Raw genomic sequence first — 19,843 nt, 5'->3', positions numbered from 1 at the left:
AACCAGACCTTCCTGCTTTCAGCCGTGCTGGCGCACAATCTCAACCGGGAAATGCAGATGCTGTGTCATGAACAGGTCCGCAACACGACTGAGAAGCGCGCGCCGCTGTGGTGTTTCGAACAACTCGGCACCCTGCGGCGCAAACTGATCCAGCGCGCCGGGCGCCTGACAAGACCCCAGGGCGCCTTGACGCTGACCATGAGCGCTAACCCCGCCGTGAAATCCGAGCTGTTGCATTACCTGAATACCTTGAAGCAAGCAGCCTGAAACCTGGTTGCGTCAAATTTATGCAATGATTGGGTTTACTGTGGTGATGCTAGGTCAAGATCTTTGACAGGATGAACAGGATTTTTATGGATTTACAGGAACATGGAGATAAACACTTTCGCCGCTGACTGTGTTTTCGATCCAATCAATCCTGTTAATCCAATAAAATCCTGTTCATCCTGTCCATTCATTCAGGATTTTTCCGCGCCCCTGCGGCAAAGCCTTCAAATCCAACCCAACCCAGACCCCGTCCCGCAGCCCCTGCGCCGGCCGGAAATTCCCCTTGTAGGCCATCTTCTCGCTGCCGGCGATCCAGTAGCCCAGGTACACGTAGGGCAGGCCCAGGCGTTGGGCCTCGTGGATCTGCCACAGCACCGCCAGGGTGCCGGGGCTGCGGGCGGCATCCTCGGGGTCGAAGAAGGTGTAGACCGCCGACAGCCCGTCCGACAGCCGGTCCACCACGGCCACGCACATCAGGCGTTCGTCCTGACGGAATTCCACCAGGTCCGTGTCCGACCAGTCCGAGTCGATGAAGCGCCAGTAGTCCGTGGGGCTGGGGTCATCCATGCCGCCGCCGGGATGGCGGGTGTCCACGTAGCGCCGGTAGAGCTCGAAATGTTCCTCCCGGGGCATGGCCTTCGTGACATGCACCGAAAGATCCCCGTTGCGCCGCCAGACCCGCCGCTGGTTGCGGTTCGGCCGGAAGCCTTCCACGGGGACACGCAGGGGTACGCAGGCCCGGCAGTCGGGGCACTGGTGACGGTAGACATGCCGGCCGCTGCGGCGAAAGCCATGGCGGGCCAGCCGGCCGTAGAGGGCCACGTCCATGTCCGCCCGGGGGTCGGCGAACACGCTGACCATCTTGCGGCCGGGCAGATAGGGGCAGGGGTCCGGGGGCGTGGCGTAGAAATGCAGGGTGGATGCCTGGGGGCGCATCCGGTAAGGATAATTCAAAATTCAAGATTCAAAATTCAAAGGGAAATGCCTTTGCCGCCCTCCCTTTGAATTTTGAATCTTGAATGTTGAATCGCCCTTACGGCGCATACCGCACGAAGTGGTAGATCAGGTAGCCGCCCACGCCGCACAGCAGGGCCAGGGTGATGATGCTGAGCAGGGCCACGGGGCTTGAGAGTACGAGTTCCATGGTGGGTCTCCTCGGGTTGTCGTTGAAGGCTCGAATGGCCTCAGACTACCGTCGGCCGGAGGCCCCGATACTGACCGATGTCAATTTCGCTGCAGGTCCCGGGAGGGCTGGCTTTTCCGGGGGCATTGGCAGGGCTGGACCGCCGGTCATGGTAAAATCGCCGGCTTTACGAAATTTAACCCGGTGGTTCCCATCCCATGACTGACGATCGCACACGCCTGCTCGAGACCCATATCAAGGAGCGCATCCTGATCCTGGACGGCGCCATGGGGACCATGATCCAGGGCTACGGGCTCGGCGAGGCCGACTACCGGGGGGCGCGCTTCGCCGACTGGCAGATCGACCTCAAGGGCAACAACGACCTGCTGGCGCTCACCCGTCCGGAGATCATCGCCGAGATCCACGGCCAGTACCTGGAGGCCGGCGCGGACATCCTGGAGACCAATACCTTCAACGCCACCACCATCGCCATGGCCGACTACGCCATGGAGGAACTGGTGCCCGAGATCAACCGGGAGGCGGCGCGCCTGGCCCGGCGGGTGGCCGATGAATGGACCGCGAAGACCCCGGACAGGCCCCGCTTCGTGGCCGGGGTGCTCGGCCCCACCAACCGCACCGCCAGCATCTCCCCGGACGTGAACGACCCGGGTTTCCGCAACGTGAACTTCGATCAGCTGGTGGCCGCCTACCGGCAGGCCGCCGAGGCGCTCATCGAAGGCGGCGCCGACCTGCTGCTCATCGAGACGGTGTTCGACACCCTGAACGCCAAGGCGGCGGTGTTCGCCGTGGAGAGCCTGTTCGACGAGACCGGCCGGCGCCTGCCGGTGATGATCTCTGGCACCATCACCGATGCCTCCGGGCGCACCCTCTCGGGGCAGACCGCCGAGGCCTTCTGGAACAGCCTGCGCCATGCGCGGCCCTTCTCCTTCGGCCTGAACTGCGCCCTGGGCCCCAGGGAGCTGCGTGCCCACGTGGAGGAGATCTCCCGCATCGCCGACACCCATGTCTCCGCCCACCCCAACGCAGGCCTGCCCAACGAGTTCGGCGGCTACGACCTGACGCCCGAGGACATGGCGGTGCACATCCGCGAGTGGGCCGAGAGCGGCTTTCTCAACATCGTCGGCGGCTGCTGCGGCACCACGCCGGCCCACATCCGCGCCATCGCCAAGGCGGTGGCGGATGTGCCGCCGCGCAGCATCCCCAAACGGGAACCGGCCTGCCGCCTGTCGGGGCTCGAGCCCTGCAACATCACCGAGGACTCCCTGTTCGTCAACGTGGGCGAGCGCACCAACGTCACCGGCAGCGCGCGCTTCAAGCGCCTGATCAAGGACGGCGACTACGAGACCGCCCTGGAGGTGGCCGCCAGCCAGGTGGAGAACGGCGCCCAGATCATCGACGTGAACATGGACGAGGGCATGCTGGATTCGAAGGCCGCCATGGTGCGGTTCCTGAATCTCATGGCCGCCGAGCCGGACATCTCCCGGGTGCCGGTGATGATCGACTCCTCCAAGTGGGAGGTGATCGAGGCGGGTCTGAAGTGCATCCAGGGCAAGGGCGTGGTGAACTCCATCTCGCTGAAGGAAGGCGAGGCCACCTTCATCGAGCACGCCAAGCTGGTGCGCCGCTACGGTGCCGCGGTGATCGTCATGGCCTTCGACGAGCAGGGCCAGGCGGACACCCAGGCGCGCAAGGTGGAGATCTGCGAGCGCGCCTACCGCATCCTCACCGAGCAGGTGGGCTTCCCGGCGGAAGACATCATCTTCGACCCCAACATCTTCGCCATCGCCACGGGTATCGAGGAGCACAACAACTACGGCGTGGACTTCATCGAGGCCACCCGCGAGATCAAGAAGCGTCTGCCCCATGCCCTGGTCTCCGGGGGCGTGTCCAACGTGTCCTTCTCCTTCCGCGGCAACGAGCCGGTGCGCGAGGCCATCCACGCGGTGTTCCTGTACCACGCCATCCACGCGGGCATGGACATGGGCATCGTCAACGCCGGGCAGCTGGCGGTCTACGACGAGATCGACAGGGAACTGCGCGAACTGGTGGAGGACGTGGTGCTCAACCGCCGCCCGGATGCCACCGAGCGCCTGCTGGAGGCTGCCGAGCGTTATCGCGGCGAGGGCGGTGAGGCGAAAAAGGAAGACCTGGAGTGGCGCAAACTGCCGGTGGCCAAGCGCCTGGAGCATGCCCTGGTCAAGGGCATCGATGCCTTCGTGGTGGAGGACACCGAGGAGGCCCGCCAGCAGGTGGAGCATCCCATCCAGGTGATCGAAGGCCCGCTCATGGACGGCATGAACGTGGTGGGCGACCTGTTCGGCGACGGCAAGATGTTCCTGCCCCAGGTGGTGAAGTCCGCGCGGGTCATGAAGAAGGCCGTGGCGCACCTGATCCCGTTCATCGAGGCGCTCAAGCAGGAGGGCGACCGGCCCAACGGCAAGGTGCTCATGGCCACGGTGAAGGGCGACGTGCACGACATCGGCAAGAACATCGTGGGCGTGGTGCTCCAGTGCAACAACTTCGAGGTCATCGATCTCGGCGTGATGGTGCCCGCCCAGAAGATCCTGGACACCGCCGTGGAGCAGGACGTGGACGTGATCGGTCTCTCCGGCCTGATCACGCCGTCCCTGGAGGAGATGGCCCACATGGCCAAGGAGATGCAGCGCCTGGGCATGAAGCTGCCGCTGCTGATCGGCGGCGCCACCACCTCCCGTGCCCACACGGCTGTGAAGATCGAGCCCCACTACTCGGGCCCCACGGTGTGGGTCAAGGATGCCTCCCGCGCCGTGGGCGTGGTGCAGAGCCTGATCAGCCAGAACACCCGGGAAGAGTATGTGGCGAAGATTCGCGCCGAGTACCAGGAGGTGCGCCGCCACCATGCCGAACGGCAGAAGGAGCAGAAGTGGCTGACCCTCGCCCAGGCCCGGGACAACCGCACCCCGATCCAGTGGCAGGGCTACCAGCCGCCCCGCCCGAAGGCCCTCGACGCGGAGCCGGCCGGGGAGGGCATCACCGTGCTGCACCCCTTCGGGCCCGGCAGCGTGGTGATCCGCTTCGACGACTATCCCCTCGAGGATCTGCTCGGCTACATCGACTGGACGCCCTTCTTCCATGCCTGGCAGCTGCATGCCGCCTACCCGCGCATCTTCGACGACGAGGTGGTGGGCGAGGAGGCGAAGAAGCTGTTTGCCGATGCCCAGGTGATGCTGGAGACGATCATCAGGGAGGGGTGGCTCAAGGCCCGCGGCGTGATCGGCTTCTTCCCCGCCAACAGCGTGGATGCCGACGACATCGAGCTTTACCGCGACGAGGACCGCAAGGAGCCGCTGATGCGCCTGCACCACCTGCGCCAGCAGACCGAGCGTCGCGGCAAGGGGCCGAACCAGTGCCTGGCGGATTTCATCGCCCCCCGTGAGACCGGGCTGCCCGACTACCTGGGGGCCTTCGCGGTCACCGCCGGCATCGGTATCGACGAGCACGTGAAGCGTTTCGAGCAGGCCCACGACGACTACCACGCCATCATGCTCAAGGCGCTGGCCGACCGCCTGGCCGAGGCCCTGGCCGAGCGTATGCACGAGCGGGTGCGCCGGGAGTTCTGGGGCTATGCCGAAGTGGAGCAACTGGACAACGATGCCCTGATCCGCGAGGAATACCGGGGCATCCGCCCGGCCCCCGGCTATCCCGCCTGCCCCGAGCACACCGAGAAGGGCCTGCTCTGGGCGCTGCTCAAGCCCGAGGAGAATGCCGGCATGAGCATCACCGAGAGCTACGCCATGCTGCCCACCGCCGCCGTCTCCGGCTGGTACTTCGCCCATCCCGAGGCCAGGTACTTCAACGTGGGCAAGATCAACCGGGACCAGGTGGCCGACTACGCCAGGCGCAAGGGCATGAAGCCCGCCGAGGCGGAGCGCTGGCTGGCGCCCAACCTGGGGTATGAGCCGGAGGATTAGTCTTCGGTTGGGCGAAAGGGTAGGCCCGATAAGCGCAGCGCATCCGGCCTACGACCATGGTGATGGCGTAGACTGGGTAGGCGTGGCCGACGCTGATGTGTACGCCCCACTCACGCTCATGCCTATGAGGTGCATGCATGGCTGATGAAAGCAACGATGCCGTACAGGCCGACGAACACCGCCTGACACTGCGCAACACCCGCCCCGAGGATTATCCGGCGATGTGCGAGATCATGGAGCGGGTCTATCCGGGCCTGGACGGTGCCTGGAACCGGGAGCAGTTCGACTCACAGCTGTCGCGCTTCCCGGAAGGCCAGATCTGCATCGAGGACAATGGTCGGCTGGTGGCCGCGGCCATCAGCATGATCGTGGACTACGACCGCTGGGGTGACCGGCACACCTACAAGGCCATCACCGGCAACGGTTATCTCACCACCCACGACCCCAACGGCGACACCCTCTACGGCGTGGATGTCTTCGTGCACCCGGACTACCGGGGCCTGCGCCTCGGCCGGCGTCTCTACGATGCCCGCAAGGAACTGTGCGAGAAGCTCAACCTGCGCCGCATCGTCGCCGGCGGTCGCATCCCCGGCTACGTCAACTACCGCGACAAGATGACCCCGCAGCAGTACGTGGAACAGGTGAAGAACAAGGAGATCTACGATCCGATCCTGACCTTTCAGCTCTCCAATGATTTCCACGTGCGCCGCATCATCACCGGCTACCTGCCCGATGACACCGAGTCCCAGGCCTACGCCACGCTGATCGAGTGGATCAACATCTACTACGAGGAGAAGGAGAAGCTCATCGGCGGCGCTAAGCAGACGGTGCGGGTGGGCGCGGTGCAGTGGCAGATGCGTCCCACGGCGAGTCTCCAGGACCTCTATCAGCAGCTGGAGTATTTCGTCGATGCCGTGTCCGGCTACCAGGCTGACGTGATCCTGTTCCCGGAGTTCTTTACCGGCCCGCTGATGGCCCAGTTCAACCAGGAGAACCCCGCCGAGGCGGTACGCCACCTGGCGGAGTTCACCGAGCCGGTGCGCCAGGAGATGGTGCGCCTGGCGCTCGCCTACAACGTCAACATCATCGCCGGCAGCATGCCCGAGTACGAGGACCAGGTGCTGCACAACGTCTCCTACCTGTGCCGCCGGGACGGTACCTGGGAGAAGCAGTACAAGGTCCACATCACCCCCGATGAGCAGGCCTACTGGGGGCTCAAAGGCGGCGACCAGGTGCGCGTGTTCGACACCGACTTCGGCAGGATCGGCATCCTGATCTGTTACGACGTGGAGTTTCCGGAGCTGCCCCGGCTGATGGCCGACCAGGGGCTGCAGGTCCTGTTCGTGCCGTTCTGGACAGACACCAAGAACGCCTATCTCCGGGTGCGCCGTTGCGCCCAGGCACGGGCCATCGAGAACGAGTGCTACGTGGTGATCTCCGGCTCCGTGGGCAACCTGCCCCGGGTGGAGAACATGGACATGCAGTACGCCCAGGCGGCGGTGTTCACGCCTTCCGATTTTGCTTTTCCCCACGATGCCATCGCCGCCGAGGCCACGCCCAACACCGAGATGACCCTGATCGTGGACCTGGACCTGGACAACCTCAAGGACCTGCGCAGCCACGGCAGCGTGCGCAACCTGCACGACCGGCGCCTGGATCTGTATCGTGTGAGCTGGGTCAGGAAGTCGGAAGGGTGATCAGGAAGTCGGAAGGGTGAATTGGGAAGTGGGAAGTGAAGCAACTTCGCGCTTCCCAATTCACCCTTCCAACTTCATCTGAGCCCCGGTACCCGATCCTGCGTGGGGTCGTGCTCCCGGGGCGTGTCCGGGGGCAGGATGGCCAGCAGCTCCAGGTCGAACAGGATGGTCTCCTCGGGGCCGATGGCCCCGGCGCCGGCCACGCCGTAGGCCCGGTCCGGCGGGATCGCAAGACGCACCCGGCTGCCCACGGGCAGGTCCACCAGCACCTCCCGCCAGCCGGGGATGGTGCGATCCACGGCGATGGCGGAGGGCTCGCCGCGACGGTAGGAGCTGTCGAAGATGCGCCCGTCCAGGTGCCGGCCCTCGTAGTGCACCGAGACGATGTCCCCGGCGCCGGGCACCGGCCCGGATCCCGCCTCGAGCAGTTCCACCTGCACGCCGCTCGGCAGGGTGATGACACCCGGGCGCAAGCGGTTTTCGCTCAGGTAACGCCCGCCTTCCTCGGCATTGAGTTCCGCCAGGATGCGCCGCTCCTCCACCTGCCCCGGCGTCATGCCGCAGCTGCGGGCCACCAGGAATATGGCCAGCAGGGAGATCAGGCTCAGGATGATGACGCGTGCCATGAAGTCCTCACCAGGGAATGAGCGTGCCGTCGATGTCGAAGAAGCTGCCGGCATCCTCCGGCCGCAGGCGCGCCAGGATCCCGCGCATGCCCTCCACCGAGGTCTCGGCGTCGATCTCGCCGTGGGGACCGCCCATGTCGGTGCGCACCCAGCCGGGGTGCAGCACCACGGCGATGATGCCCCTCGGGGCCAGGTCGATCGCGGCGCTTTTCATCACCGCGTTCAGGGCCGCCTTGCCGCTGCGATAGATGTAGGCGCCGCCGGAGCGGTTGTCCGCCATGCTGCCCATCTTGCTGGTGAGCGAGGCGATGCGTTTCAGTTCACTCCTCGCCACGTTGTCCACCAGGGCCTCCATCATCTTCATGGGGCCGATCACGTTGGTGCGGAAGTTCTCGATCCAGGCGGCCTCGTCGGTGTGTCCGAAGCGCACGTTGTCCGGGCCGTAGCTGCCGGCGTTGTTGAGCAGCAGGTCCACGGGCGCATCGCCCACCACCGCGGCCAGCGCCTGGATGTGGGCGGTCCGGGTGACGTCCAGGGGATGCACGCTCACCCGGCCGTCGCTGGCGGCGGCCAGGCGGTTCAGGGCCTCGGCCCTTTCCGGCTGACGGCAGCCGGCATAGACGCGCCAGCCCTCGGCGGCGTACTGGCGGGTGAATTCCAGGCCGATGCCGCGATTGGCGCCGGTGATGACGAGGGTGTGAGTCATGGCCATGGTCCGCTTGGGTGAAATGCTCAAATCATGAGGCTGACAGTGTCAGGCAACGGCACTGCCAAACAAGTTCAAGGTTTGCGCAGACACTATAGCCTGCCCACGCAGCTGATCAAGCAATGTCCACCGGCTGTCCATTTGGTGAAACAGTGCACTACGCCTTGTCCAGACAAGCAGTTACACTGCGAATTGGGCGATTGTGGCCCCTCACTCACACTTACGGGATCTGCATGGTGGTCGATCAGGACACGGTACTGGAGCCGAGGCCCGTCATCCTCATCGTGGATGATTCGCGGGTCATGCGCCAGGCACTGAAGAAGATCCTCACGCCCTTGTACGCCGTGGCCGAGGCGGGCGACGGCGAGGACGGCTGGGCCCAGGTGCTGAGCCAGCGCGCCATCGCCGGGGTGTTCACCGATCTGTCCATGCCGCGCCTGGATGGCTACGGGCTCATCCGGCGCATCCGGGAATCGGGCGATGGCCGCATCAGCAAACTGCCCATCCTGCTGATCACCGGCAACGAGGACAGCGCTGGCACCCGGGAGCGCGCCCTGGCCGCCGGCGCCACCGGCGTGATCATGAAGCCCTTCAATGCCCAGGACGTGCTCGGCGTGGCCCAGCAGCACGTCCAGCTCCCCGCGCCCAAACCAAAGCCCTCACCCGCTCCGGCCGCGCCGCCCCCGGCGCTCCCCGTGGCCTCCGCCGACGCCGCCGAGGCGGCCGCGCTGCGCGCCCGGGTGACGGAACTGGAAACCACCCTGCGTGACGTGCGCAGCCAGCTCAAGAGCTGGCAGGACGAGATGCGCAAGGCGGAGGCGGCCTCGGTGTCGGCCAATGCGGAATGGGAACAGACCGTGGAGCTGACCCGCCGCCAGCTGCGCGAGGCCATGTCCGAGCGGGACCGCGCCAAGGGCGAACTGGAGCGTCTGCGCACGGAGCTGATCCTGCGCCAGCAGAGCGTGGACGAACAGCGGGTGACCGAACGCCTGCGCGAGATGGAGGCGCAGCTCAAGGAGGCCCGCGAGGGGCAGAAGTCCGCCCAGGAAGCGGCCACCCGCTTCGGTGTCGAACGCCAGCGCCTGGAAGACGAGATGTCGGCGCGCATCAGCGCCCTGGAGGCCCGGGTCAAGCAGTCCAACGAGGCCGAGCAGTCCGCCCGTGAGGCCCTGGCCCGGTCCCTGGCCGAGCGCGAGCGCATGGCCGCCACCCTGGGGCGCGCCGGCAGCCTGGAGACCGAGCTGGAGCAGGCGCGCACGGAACTGGCCGGTGCCACCAAGGAACTGGAGGTCCTGCGGCTTTCCCAGGGGCGCACCGGCAGCATGGAGGCCGAGCTGCGCGATCTACGGGCACAACTGACCAGCGCCCAGCGGGAGCTGGAGGGCCTGCGTGAGGCCAGAGACCGTGCCGGCAGCCTGGAGAGCCAGTTGCAGGAGGCCCGGTCGAGTCTCGCCAGCACCAGCGAGGAGCTTGCGGAGCTGCGTACGGCCTTGGAGCGCGTCGAGGACGAACGGACCACGCTGCGCGCCTACCTGGCCAGCGAGCAGGATGCCCGCGCTGGACTGGAGGAGCGCCTGGATGTGCTCCAGGAAGGCCTCACGGAGCGTGAACAGGCCATGGCCGACAGCGAGTCGCGGCGCGAGGACCTGGAGCGGGCCGCGAACCAGATGCGCGAGCGGGCCGAACGGGCCGAGCAGGCCATGGAGCGCCTGGAGCGTGAGGCCCGGGAAGTGGCCGAGCAGGAGGCCAGCGAGGAGGATTACCAGGCCATGCTGGCGGCCCTGCGCACCCGGGCCGAGAATGCCGAACTCAGTCAGCTGCAGCTTGAGGACGAGCTGGTGGAGACGGCCGCCAAGCTCGAACGCAGTGATCATGCCCGGGAGACGGCGGAACGGGAGTTGCGCAACCTGATGCGGGAACTGGCCGATGCCCGGCGTTCCATACGCCAGCTGCAGACGGCCGCCCAGGCCGCCACCCGCCCGTCCGTCGAGGCGCCGCGCCCTGCGGCGGAGCCGGTACAGGTGGAGCAGAAACCGCAGGCTCGCCCCTGGCCCGAGCCGGTCCTGGAGCGCACACTCGAGGATGACGACTCCCTGGTGTCATTTTCCATGGACGACGAGCGCGAGCCTGCGAAGCCGACTGCCGAGGCAAAAGGCGTCGAGGTGGGGGAGGCGGCCAGTGCGTCCCGGGAGAAGGATGCCGGGCGCAGCGGCTTCATGCCCGATTCCCTGATCCGCCAGTGGGAAGAGCAGCGTCGCCGTCAGCGGCGCATGCAGGTGGCGGCCGTGGTGGCCATGGCGGTGATCATGGCGCTGGTGTTCTATTTCATTCTCACCTGAGCGACATCGAACCCCAAAACAAAAGGCCCGCGGAAATCCGCGGGCCTTTTGTTTTGGGGCACTGTGCTGAGGTGTGCTTCAGCGAGCGAAGGTCTCGGCCAGGAAACGTTCCAGTTCGGCCCAGGACTCCCGGTCCGCATCGGCGTTGTAGCCCACTGGCATGTTGAACTTGCGGGCGGCCTCGTCGGCGGCGGGGTTGGTGAAGCTGTGGGTGGCGCCGTCATAGCCGACGAAGTGGAAGTCCACGCCGGCGGCAGTCATCTCCTCCTTGAAGGCGGCGACCTGCTCCGGGGGTACCATCGGGTCGTCGTTGCCGTGCAGCACCAGCACCCGCGAGTTCACCTGGCCGGCCTGGGCCGGGCTCTGGGTGGCCAGGGCGCCGTGGAAGCTGGCCACACCCAGCAGGTCCGCGCCGGAGCGGGCCATCTCCAGGACCACGGAGCCGCCGAAGCAGTAGCCGATGGCGGCCACCTTGCTGTCGTCCGCCTCGCTGCGGCTGCGCAGGAAGGCGTCGGCGGCCTGGAAGCGCTGCATCATCAGTTCACGGTTCTGCCGGATGGCACCGGCGAATCGCCCGGCATCCTGGGGGTGGTCGGCGGTCTGGCCGTCGCCGTACATGTCCACGGCCAGGGCGGTGTAACCCAGCTCCGCCAGGCGGCGGGCCTGGTGGCGGGCGTGTTCGTTGTGGCCCCACCACTCGTGAATCACCAGCACCCCGGGGCGCGGCCCGGTGGCGGAGGCGTCATAGGCCAGGTAGCCCTTCAGGGTGGTGCCGTTGTCGGTATAGGTGACTTCCTCGCCGCGTATGTCGGCGGCGTGGGCCAGCCCCGCGGACAGGGCCAGGAACATCAGTGCGAGCAGACGAGCCATGGGATTCTCCTTACGCTTTGGTGTTGTTTTACGGGCAAGGCTTGAAGTGTGACGATCCATGTAACGGGATTCTGACTATAGCCTCTCCGACTGAACCGGGGGGTGTGACAAGAGACGGTCAGCAGACCGAAAGGTTCAGCGCAGACGTGCGGCCAGTTCCCGGGCCGCCTGGTTGGCCACCCGGGAGCGTTCGTCCCGGATGGCGTCCACCAGGGCCAGCAGCTGGTGCAGGGTAGGATCCGCCAGGGCCGCCTGGGGCACGGAACGGTACAGGGGCGAGAAGGCATAGCCGCGCACCGGGCCTTGGGGGTGGGGCCAGACCGGCGGGGGCTCGTCGCCGGGATTGGCGCCGGGGATACCGGCCAGGGGCTCGGCGGCATGGGCGGTGGGCACCCCCTGGGTCAGGGCACCCCGGTCCGGCGGAAAGGCGTACTTCACGCCGTGGACCAGGAACTCGTGCAGGGCGATCAGGTTGGGCCTGGGGTTGGCGCCGTCCCGGCCGGGGCCGGCCAGCCGGGCGCGCACCGCCCGCCGTACGCCGGCATTGATCTCCGAGGCGCTCATGAACAGGCTCTGGGAGAGCTGCTGGTAGGTCCAGGGCTCACGGCCAAGGCTGACCAGCTTGAGGCAGATGAAGATGTCCTGGGGCTTGAGTACCATGGCTGATATGGTATTCGCGAAGTGCAAACCCTGCAACGGGGCACCGATCCGGAGTGTGGCCGCCGCGCCCGCGGGCGAATGGTCTATCATGGGGGTGGGCCGGACGGTGCCGAGATCGCCGGGTCCCTCCCACCCACCATCGGAGGCTCAATGTCCCTGACCCTGGATGAACTGCTGGAACAGACGGAAGGGCTGGTATCACTGCCCGCCATCGCGGTCCGTCTCAACGAACTGGTCGAAGACCCCAAATCCTCGACAGCAGACATCGCCAGCCTCATCAGCCAGGACCCGAGCCTCACCCTGCGTCTGCTGAAACTGGCCAACAGCCCCCTGTACGGTTTCAGTACCAGTGTGGACACCATCACCCGGGCGGTGACCGTCATCGGCGCCGGCCGTATCCGCGACCTGGTCATCGCCACCACCGTGCCCAAGGCCTTCGACGGGGTGGAGAACCCCCTGCTGTCCCTTGAGGACTTCTGGCGACACAGCATCTATTGCGGGCTGGCTGCCAGGCTGATGGCGGAGCAGGTGATGCCCAAGCGGGCCGAGACGGTGTTCATTGCGGGGCTGCTCCATGACATCGGCCGGCTGCTGATCTTCAACCGGGAGCCCGACGAGGCACACCAGGCCTTCCTGCTGGCCCTGCAGAAATCCTCTGAACTGGGCCCCCAGAGCGCCGAGCGGGAGGTCCTGGGTTATGACCACGCGGAAGTGGGCGGCGAGCTGGCGGCCCGCTGGAAACTGCCGGTGAGCCTGCAGGAGTGCATCCGCTGGCACCACCGGCCCGGGGATGCCCGGGACTACCCCATGGAAGTAGCCCTGGTGCACATGGCCAATTCCGTGGCCCACATGGCGGAGCTCGACACCCGGGATGCCCGGGACGTGCCGCCCATCGAGGACATCGCCTTCGAGCGCACCGGTCTGACGCGTGCCAGCCTCGGCCCGGTGGTGGAGCAGGCCCAGCAGCAGGTGGTGGAGACCGAGGCCCTGATCCTGGGCGCCTGAGGACTTACTCTAATAATCTCTCGATACTGTGAAGCCCATCACAGGCCAGAGCCCCGGCCAGGCGCAGTGTAGGCTATGAATGTTCTTAGATGTGAACGCCTTCACACGGCAGGAGGCCCTATGGCTTACGCAGTGGTCATCAACCTGGATCACGAACACGACACCTACGAGAACTGTCGTGCCCTCTGGGCACAGATCCAGTCCAGCATGGTCAGGGCCGGTTTCCGTCTCGATGGCCGGGTGTTCGTCATCAACCTGCCCGAGCAGGAGGCCGGCGAGCGCGCCCGCGCCGCCATCGAGGGCATCGAGCACGACCGGGACTTCTCCCACAAGCGCATCTACAACCACCTGCGGGATTTCTACGGCTACGACCTGGGCTGCACCCAGAACCTGATGGTGCCGCCGGCGAGCAGCATCCAGGTGAAGGAAATGCGTAGGGCGCAATAGCGCCCTTAAGTGGGAAGTGTGAATTGGGAAGTGCGAAGTAAGGTCTTTACTTCCAACTTCTCAATTCACACTTCGTACTTTGTTCCCAATTCCTACTTCTCACTTCCGCTTCACCCCCCTCACCGCCACCGCCTGCATCGGGTCGTCCGGCCAGTGATGCTTGGGGTAGCGTCCCTTGAGATCCTTTTTCACCTCCGCGTAGGTCCTGGCCCAGAAACCGGCCAGGTCCCGGGTCACCTGCACGGGACGCTGGGCCGGTGACAGCAGGTGCAGGGTCAGGGGGACCCGGCCGCCGCCGATGACCGGGGTCTCGGTGAGTCCGAACATCTCCTGGATGCGCACCGCCAGCACCGGGCCCGCGGGCTCGCTGTAGTCGATGCGGATCTCGGAGCCGCTGGGCACGGCGAGGCGCTCCGGGGCGAGGGTGTCCAGTAGCTGCTGCCGGGGCCAGTCCAGCAGTCCCAGCAGGGCGGCGCGCAGGTCCAGGCGGCGCAGGTGGCTCAGGCGGGTCATGCCGGTGAGCCAGGGACCGAGCCAGTCCTCCAGGGTGGCCAGCAGGGCCGCGTCGCTCACGTCGGGCCACTCGCCGGCCCTGCCGTCGGCCGAACTCAACTGGTGCACGAAGGCCAGGCGCTGGCGCAGCCGCTCGCTCTCCGGCGTCCAGGGCAGGCAGGCAAGGCCCCGCTCGCGGATGGCCTCGATGAGCAGTCGGGTCATGGCCAGGGGGGAGACCACCTCCAGCGGCCGGCTGTCCAGCACCAGGGCGCCCAGGCGGCGTTCCAGGCGGGCCACGGCGGCGCCCTGTTGGTCATCCCAGTCGATGCGTTCCTGTTCGTTGATCAGTGACGGCAGTTCCGCCTCCAGGGTGGCCCGATCCAGGGGTGCGGCCAGGCGGATGACCGCGTCCCGGCCGGCGCCGTCCAGGACCGCGGCCACCAGGCAGCCGGCGCCGCCCAGCGGATCCTCGTCCGGGAGACGTGCGCCGCGTCCGCCGGAGAGCAGGTAGCGGGCCTCGCCACCCGGGCGGCGCAGGGCGATGCGGTCCGGATAGGCCAGGGCCAGCAGAAGGCCGGCGGCCTCCGGGTCCACGGCCTCGCGGGCGTCGATGCCCAGGTGCTCGAGCCAGCGCCCGGCCTGGGTGCGGATGCGCGCCAGGGTGCCCGCCTGTGGGCCACCGCGTGCACCGCCCGGCTCGGCGAGCGCGCGCAGGCGCAGCCGCAGGTCGCTGCCGGCATCCCGAGGCAGGGGGTCGCGCTCCTCCAGCAGGGCGGTGAGCAGGCAGGCGGTGTGCCCCAGCCCCCGGGCGGTGGCGCCCAGCAGCATGTGCCCCAGGCGCGGATGGGTGCCCAGGGCCTCCAGGGCACGGCCGTGGTCGGTGACCTTGCCGTCATTATCCAGGGCGCCCAGTTCTCGCAGCAGTTCCCGTCCCTGGGCCAGGGCCGGGCGCGGGGGCGGGTCCAGCCAGGCCAGTTCAGCGGCCTCGGCGCCCCAGCAGGCCAGGGTCAGGGCCAGGGGTGCTAAGTCCGCTTCCAGGATCTCCGGCGGGGTCTGGGCGGCCATGCGGGCGTTGGCCTCCTCGGCCCAGAGACGGACGCAGACCCCCGGTTCCAGGCGGCCCGCGCGGCCCCGCCGCTGCTCGGCGCTGGCCTGGCTGATGCGCACCGTCTCGAGCCGGGTGAGGCCGGTGCGCAGGTCGAACACCGGCCGGCGGGCCAGGCCCGAGTCCACAACCACCCGGATGCCCTCGATGGTCAGGCTGGTCTCGGCGATGTCCGTGGCCAGCACCACCTTGCGCTGCCCGGGGGGCGTCGGGGCGATGGCGGCGTCCTGGTCCTGGGGCGGCAGGGCCCCGTACAGGGGGCGGATGTGGGTATCGGGTTTCACCCGGTCTTGCAGACCCCGGGCGGTCTGCTCGATCTCCCGCTGACCGGGCAGGAACACCAGCACGTTGCCGGTTTCCGTCTCCAGGGCCTCGAGCACCGCCGGGACCACGGCCTGGGCCAGGTTGCGCCCATCCGGCGCGGGTCCCCGGTGGCGTATGGACACCGGGTAGCTGCGGCCCTCGCTGCTGATCACCGGGGCGTCGCCCGAGGCATCGGCCATGAGCCGGCCCACGGCCCGGGTGTCCAGGGTCGCGGACATGACCAGCAGGCGCAGGTCCGGGCGCAGCAGTTCCCGGGCCTGCAGGCACAGGGCGAGCCCCAGGTCCGCCTGCAGGCTGCGTTCGTGGAACTCATCGAAGATCACCGCGCTCACGCCCTCCAGGGACGGGTCCCGCTGCAGGCGCCGGGTGAGGATGCCCTCGGTGACCACCTCGATGCGGGTGGCGGGGCCGGTGAGCCGGTCCAGGCGGGTGGTCAGGCCCACGGTCTCACCCGGGCGTTCGCCGCGCTCGGCGGCCATGCGCCGGGCCGCGGCCCGGGCCGCCAGGCGCCGGGGTTCCAGCAGCAGGATCCGGCCCGTGCACCAGGGGGCCTCCAGCAAGGCCGGCGGCACGCGGGTGGTCTTGCCGGCCCCGGGCGGGGCCTGGAGCACGGCCGCACCCCGCCCGGCCAGGGCCTCGAGCAGGGCGGGCAGGCAGGCGTCCACGGGCAGTGGGGCGGGATCGGCTCGCATGGGGCAGGGGTAACTTGCTAGTCTTGGTGCATGGCGCGGCGCTCATGGTGCCGCGGTCGAAGAACAAGAAGCCATCATAACAGCGGGCGAGGAACGCCCCGTAGGAGAATCTCATGCGCGTGTTTGCCGCCCTGGTCGGGGCCTTTGCCCTGAGCCTTTTCACCCTGTCCTCGGCCCAGGCCGAGGTGATGCACGACTGGTGGGATGCCGCCTGGTGGGAGCGCGGCGAACTGGTCGTGCCCGAGAATCACAAGGTGGTCGTGACCCGGGACAGCTACGACAGCGGGGATGTGGACGTGCCTGTGATGATCGCCCGGCCCGACGACGGCAAGAAGTACCCGGCGGTGCTGTTCGTGCACGGCCGGCGCGGCCTGGATGATCTGATCGAGCTGCACGTCAAGCGTCTGGCTGCCCGGGGCTTCGTGGTGGTCGCCCCGGATCTCTACACCGGCCGATTCATCGAGAAGTTCCCCATCGAGCACGATTATGTGCTGGAGAAGGACCTCAACCATGGTCTGGACTTCCTCCTGGCCCGGGATGACCTGAGCAGCCAGCAGGCCTGCGCCTACTCCCATACCCGGGGCGGCTACTACTCCCTGAAGGTGGCCGTGACCTATGAGCGGCAGGGCAATGGTATCGCCTGTTACGTGTCCTACTATCCTCATATGCAGGACCCCAATGCGCCGGAACCCATGCAGGTCTACCGCTATGCCCCGGAGGCGGATCAGCTCACCATCCCCGTGCTGGTGATGCTCGGTGAGCACGAGCAGTACCAGCGCCGCCGCGGTGCCGAGATGGCCATCAGTGCCCTGCGCAACCGGGACAGGCCCGCGCAGCTTGTGGTCTATCCGGGCGTCGGTCGGGGCTTCGATTTCCGGGATCCCGCCGTGCGCACCTTCGCCGATGACCTGGCCACCAAGGACGCCATCCAGCGGGCCAGCCGGTTCATGAAGGAGCACCTGAAGTAGGTTTCCAAGGTTACAGGCAGGGCGCCCCGGGGAATCTGCGGCAGGTATGGTGGTCGAAGTTTTTTATGAAGCCGAGTTCCCTGATATTTCGAAGCCTGCTGCTGATGTCGGCCGCCCTGTGGCTCGGCGCCTGCGCCAGCACGGTGCCGGAACCCATCCGGCAGGCGCCGGCCGCTGCCCCCCTGCCCGACGAGGTGCGCGCCGACCCGGCCCGGTTCCAGGGCAGCCAGGTGCGCTGGGGCGGGGTGATCGCCGGGGTGACCAATCGCAGCAACGATACCCTGGTGGAGGTGGTCTCCCGCCCCCTGACCAGCAGCGGCAGGCCCCGGGAGACCGATGTCACCCAGGGCCGTTTCCTGGCCCGGGTGCCCGGATTCCTGGATCCGGCTGTTTATGCCAGCGGACGCGAGATCACCGTCGCTGGCCGCGTAGCGGGTCTCGAATCGCGCCGGGTGGGCGACTTTGATTATCCCTACGTGCTGGTAGACGTGGAGACCCACTATCTGTGGGCGGTGCGTGAACCGGTTCGCGATCCCTATTACTCGCCCTGGTGGTATGACCCCTGGTATCCCTACCATCCCATGTACGGGCCCTGGCGGAGATATTGATCATCGAATTCAAAATTCAAGATTCAAAATTCAAAGGGGCGGCACCTTTGAATTTTGAATCTTGAATTTTGAATTTTGAATCTGAACTGCATTCAACGGAGTGCTCATGCGCTATCTACTGGTTTCCCTGCTTGCTCTCGCGCTGCTGGCCGGTTGCGCCACGGGGCCCCGTTACGAGACCACGGGCGTGGCCACGGAACTGAGCCCCGCCGAGGTCTCCGCCAGCGCCCAGGTCTTTCAGGGCAGCCAGGTGATCTGGGGCGGCATGATCGTGGCCACCCGCAACCTGGCCGACTACACGGAGATCGAGGTCCTGGGCTATCCCTTGGAAAGCAACCAGCGTCCCGCCACCAATCGCACTCCCCAGGGGCGCTTCCTGGTACGTACCCCCGGCTACCTGGAACAGGTGGACTACGCCCCTGGCCGGCGCATCACGGTCACCGGCACCCTGGGCGAGAACGTACAGGGACAGGTGGGCGAGGCCGCCTACACCTATCCCCTGGTGCAAGCCCGCGACACCCACCTCTGGCCCATCGATACCCCCCGCACCGACTCCGGCCCGAGCACGCGCTTCAGCATCGGCGTGGGTGTGATCTTCAGGTAGAAGTCTCAAGTGGCCCGTGGCAAGGAAGCCCATATGCATCACCGGAATATCGAGTGGCTTTTTTTGCCTTTGCTTGCCACTAGCCACTTGCCACTAGCCACTGTGCTTTAATACCCCCATGGCACAGTCCGGCTCCGACCACCAGCTCTGGTTCACCCGTCGCCAAGGGGCGGTGAGCGGACCCTATCCCTCCGGACTGATTTCCCGCTACCTGATCCTCGGCCGTCTGAATCTGGACGACCAGGTGAGCCAGGACCAGCACACCTGGTCGCCCATCTCCGCCTTCCCCGAACTGATCCCGCCCGAGTTTCTGTTACCCGACGATGCCGAAGGCCGCGAGGCGCGGCTGCGTGCGCGCCTGCGGGAGGACGAGCGCCAGACGGTGAACCGGCGCGAACCGGAGGAGGGCGTCATCATCGGCGACCAGCGCCGCAGTGACCGGCGGGCGCCGGAGTCTCCGGAATTCATCCAGCATCGCCTACAGCGGGAGCGCATCTCCCAGGCGGAACCCCTGGGGATGCCCCCTCGTTCGGTGCCCTGGGCCCTGGCCGGCGTGGCCGTGGTCTTGGTGCTGGGCCTGCTGGTGCTCATGGGGGACGGCCGCGAACCTGCGGTCCCGGAGCCGGACTGCCGGGCGGCGCCGGCACCGGGGGTGAACTGGAGCTACTGCCGCAAGACGGGACTCGACCTGAGCGGGGTCGATCTGACCGGCGCCACCCTGGTCAGCACCGATTTCATGCTCGCCGTGCTGACGGGCGCCCAACTGGCCGGTGCCGACCTGAGCTACGCGGACCTGCGCCGCAGTGACCTGCGGCAGGCGGACCTCACCGGGGCCAAGCTGGTGGGCACCATGCTCCAGGAGGCCCGACTGCAGGGTGCCCGCTTCTCCGGCGCGGACCTGAGCTACGCGGATCTACGCGGCACCCCCCTGGAGGGCGTCGACCTCACGGGCGTGCCGCTGGGCCGAGCCGTGTGGATCGATGGGCGGGTGTGTGCGGAGGGGTCGGTGGGGGAATGCTTGTAGAGCGAATTCAAAATTCAAGATTCAAAATTCAAAGGGCTAGGAGCCTGGGCGGTAGAAACCTGCAGCGTTAGAATTGGCTATGCCGACGACCTACCGCCCCTACAATCCCGATCAGCAGTTACTGTTGCCCGCGTCGCTCAAGGAGTGGCTTCCGGAGCAGCATTTGGCCTACTTCGTCTCCGATGCGGTGGACGCCTTGGATCTCACGGCGTTTCATGCCCGCTATGAAGGCGATGGCAGGCGCCGACAGCCGTTTGATCCGGCGATGATGGTGAAGGTGCTGACGTATGCCTACGCCAACGGGGTGTTTTC

The 19,843-nt window shown here is 67.0% G+C and carries 16 protein-coding genes and 2 pseudogenes; 11 read left to right on the top strand and 7 right to left on the bottom strand.

The window, feature by feature from the left end:
* Nucleotides 1–267, top strand: a pseudogene (locus D580_RS16720) (IS1380 family transposase); the annotation flags it as partial.
* A 174-nt stretch (nt 268–441) separates the two neighbouring features.
* Here the strand turns inward: D580_RS16720 and D580_RS0113910 are convergent.
* Nucleotides 442–1,203, bottom strand: a complete 762-nt coding sequence (locus tag D580_RS0113910) for an arginyltransferase (protein WP_018954978.1) — start codon at nt 1,201–1,203, stop codon at nt 442–444.
* Nucleotides 1,204–1,300: 97 nt separating this feature from the next.
* Nucleotides 1,301–1,411, bottom strand: a complete 111-nt coding sequence (locus D580_RS16400) for a DUF3149 domain-containing protein (protein WP_018954977.1) — start codon at nt 1,409–1,411, stop codon at nt 1,301–1,303.
* Nucleotides 1,412–1,608: 197 nt separating this feature from the next.
* On the opposite strand from D580_RS16400, the gene metH reads away from it, so the two are divergent.
* Entirely contained in the window at nt 1,609–5,361 is a 3,753-nt protein-coding gene (metH, locus tag D580_RS0113900) for a methionine synthase (protein ID WP_018954976.1), read from the top strand.
* 137 nt (nt 5,362–5,498) lie between these two features.
* Entirely contained in the window at nt 5,499–7,058 is a 1,560-nt protein-coding gene (locus D580_RS0113895; protein WP_018954975.1) for a GNAT family N-acetyltransferase, read from the top strand.
* 74 nt (nt 7,059–7,132) lie between these two features.
* Here D580_RS0113895 and D580_RS0113890 read toward each other — a convergent pair whose 3' ends face one another.
* Both D580_RS0113890 and D580_RS0113885 read right to left on the bottom strand, forming a co-directional pair.
* A complete protein-coding gene (locus D580_RS0113890) occupies nt 7,133–7,684 on the bottom strand; it encodes an FKBP-type peptidyl-prolyl cis-trans isomerase (protein WP_018954974.1) in 552 nt (183 codons plus the stop codon).
* Between the two features lie 7 nt (nt 7,685–7,691).
* The gene (locus tag D580_RS0113885) at nt 7,692–8,390 is read right to left on the bottom strand and encodes an SDR family oxidoreductase (RefSeq protein WP_026289997.1); all 699 of its coding nucleotides are present in this window, start codon (nt 8,388–8,390) and stop codon (nt 7,692–7,694) included.
* Between the two features lie 233 nt (nt 8,391–8,623).
* Here D580_RS0113885 and D580_RS0113880 point away from each other — a divergent pair, with 233 nt between their 5' ends.
* Nucleotides 8,624–10,729, top strand: coding sequence for a response regulator (locus D580_RS0113880; protein WP_018954972.1), 2,106 nt, complete (start codon nt 8,624–8,626; stop codon nt 10,727–10,729).
* A 78-nt stretch (nt 10,730–10,807) separates the two neighbouring features.
* Here D580_RS0113880 and D580_RS0113875 read toward each other — a convergent pair whose 3' ends face one another.
* Both D580_RS0113875 and D580_RS0113870 read right to left on the bottom strand, forming a co-directional pair.
* A complete protein-coding gene (locus tag D580_RS0113875; protein ID WP_018954971.1) occupies nt 10,808–11,599 on the bottom strand; it encodes a dienelactone hydrolase family protein in 792 nt (263 codons plus the stop codon).
* 135 nt (nt 11,600–11,734) lie between these two features.
* Nucleotides 11,735–12,259 carry a hypothetical protein gene (locus D580_RS0113870; RefSeq protein ID WP_018954970.1) on the bottom strand — a complete coding sequence of 175 codons (525 nt, stop codon included), beginning with the start codon at nt 12,257–12,259 and terminating at the stop codon, nt 11,735–11,737.
* Between the two features lie 150 nt (nt 12,260–12,409).
* Here D580_RS0113870 and D580_RS0113865 point away from each other — a divergent pair, with 150 nt between their 5' ends.
* Both D580_RS0113865 and D580_RS0113860 read left to right on the top strand, forming a co-directional pair.
* The gene (locus D580_RS0113865; protein ID WP_018954969.1) at nt 12,410–13,264 is read left to right on the top strand and encodes an HDOD domain-containing protein; all 855 of its coding nucleotides are present in this window, start codon (nt 12,410–12,412) and stop codon (nt 13,262–13,264) included.
* A gap of 120 nt (nt 13,265–13,384) precedes the next feature.
* Complete coding sequence (locus tag D580_RS0113860) at nt 13,385–13,711, top strand: hypothetical protein (protein ID WP_018954968.1); 327 nt, start codon at nt 13,385–13,387, stop codon at nt 13,709–13,711.
* A gap of 99 nt (nt 13,712–13,810) precedes the next feature.
* Here D580_RS0113860 and hrpB read toward each other — a convergent pair whose 3' ends face one another.
* Entirely contained in the window at nt 13,811–16,327 is a 2,517-nt protein-coding gene (hrpB, locus tag D580_RS0113855; protein ID WP_018954967.1) for an ATP-dependent helicase HrpB, read from the bottom strand.
* A 113-nt stretch (nt 16,328–16,440) separates the two neighbouring features.
* Between hrpB and D580_RS0113850 the strand changes: the two genes are divergently transcribed.
* The 5 genes and pseudogenes from D580_RS0113850 to D580_RS15685 form a co-directional block, all read left to right on the top strand.
* Entirely contained in the window at nt 16,441–17,295 is an 855-nt protein-coding gene (locus tag D580_RS0113850) for a dienelactone hydrolase family protein (protein WP_018954966.1), read from the top strand.
* 65 nt (nt 17,296–17,360) lie between these two features.
* Nucleotides 17,361–17,903, top strand: a complete 543-nt coding sequence (locus tag D580_RS0113845) for a Slp family lipoprotein (protein ID WP_018954965.1) — start codon at nt 17,361–17,363, stop codon at nt 17,901–17,903.
* A 106-nt stretch (nt 17,904–18,009) separates the two neighbouring features.
* A complete protein-coding gene (locus D580_RS0113840) occupies nt 18,010–18,507 on the top strand; it encodes a Slp family lipoprotein (protein ID WP_018954964.1) in 498 nt (165 codons plus the stop codon).
* 118 nt (nt 18,508–18,625) lie between these two features.
* Entirely contained in the window at nt 18,626–19,531 is a 906-nt protein-coding gene (locus D580_RS0113835; RefSeq protein WP_018954963.1) for a pentapeptide repeat-containing protein, read from the top strand.
* 79 nt (nt 19,532–19,610) lie between these two features.
* Nucleotides 19,611–19,843 (top strand): annotated as a pseudogene (locus D580_RS15685) (IS5/IS1182 family transposase); the annotation flags it as partial.

Source organism: Thioalkalivibrio sulfidiphilus (assembly GCF_000377945.1).
GTDB classification, from domain to species: domain Bacteria; phylum Pseudomonadota; class Gammaproteobacteria; order Ectothiorhodospirales; family Ectothiorhodospiraceae; genus Thioalkalivibrio_A; species Thioalkalivibrio_A sulfidiphilus_A.
This window is presented reverse-complemented; position numbering and strand designations above follow the sequence as displayed.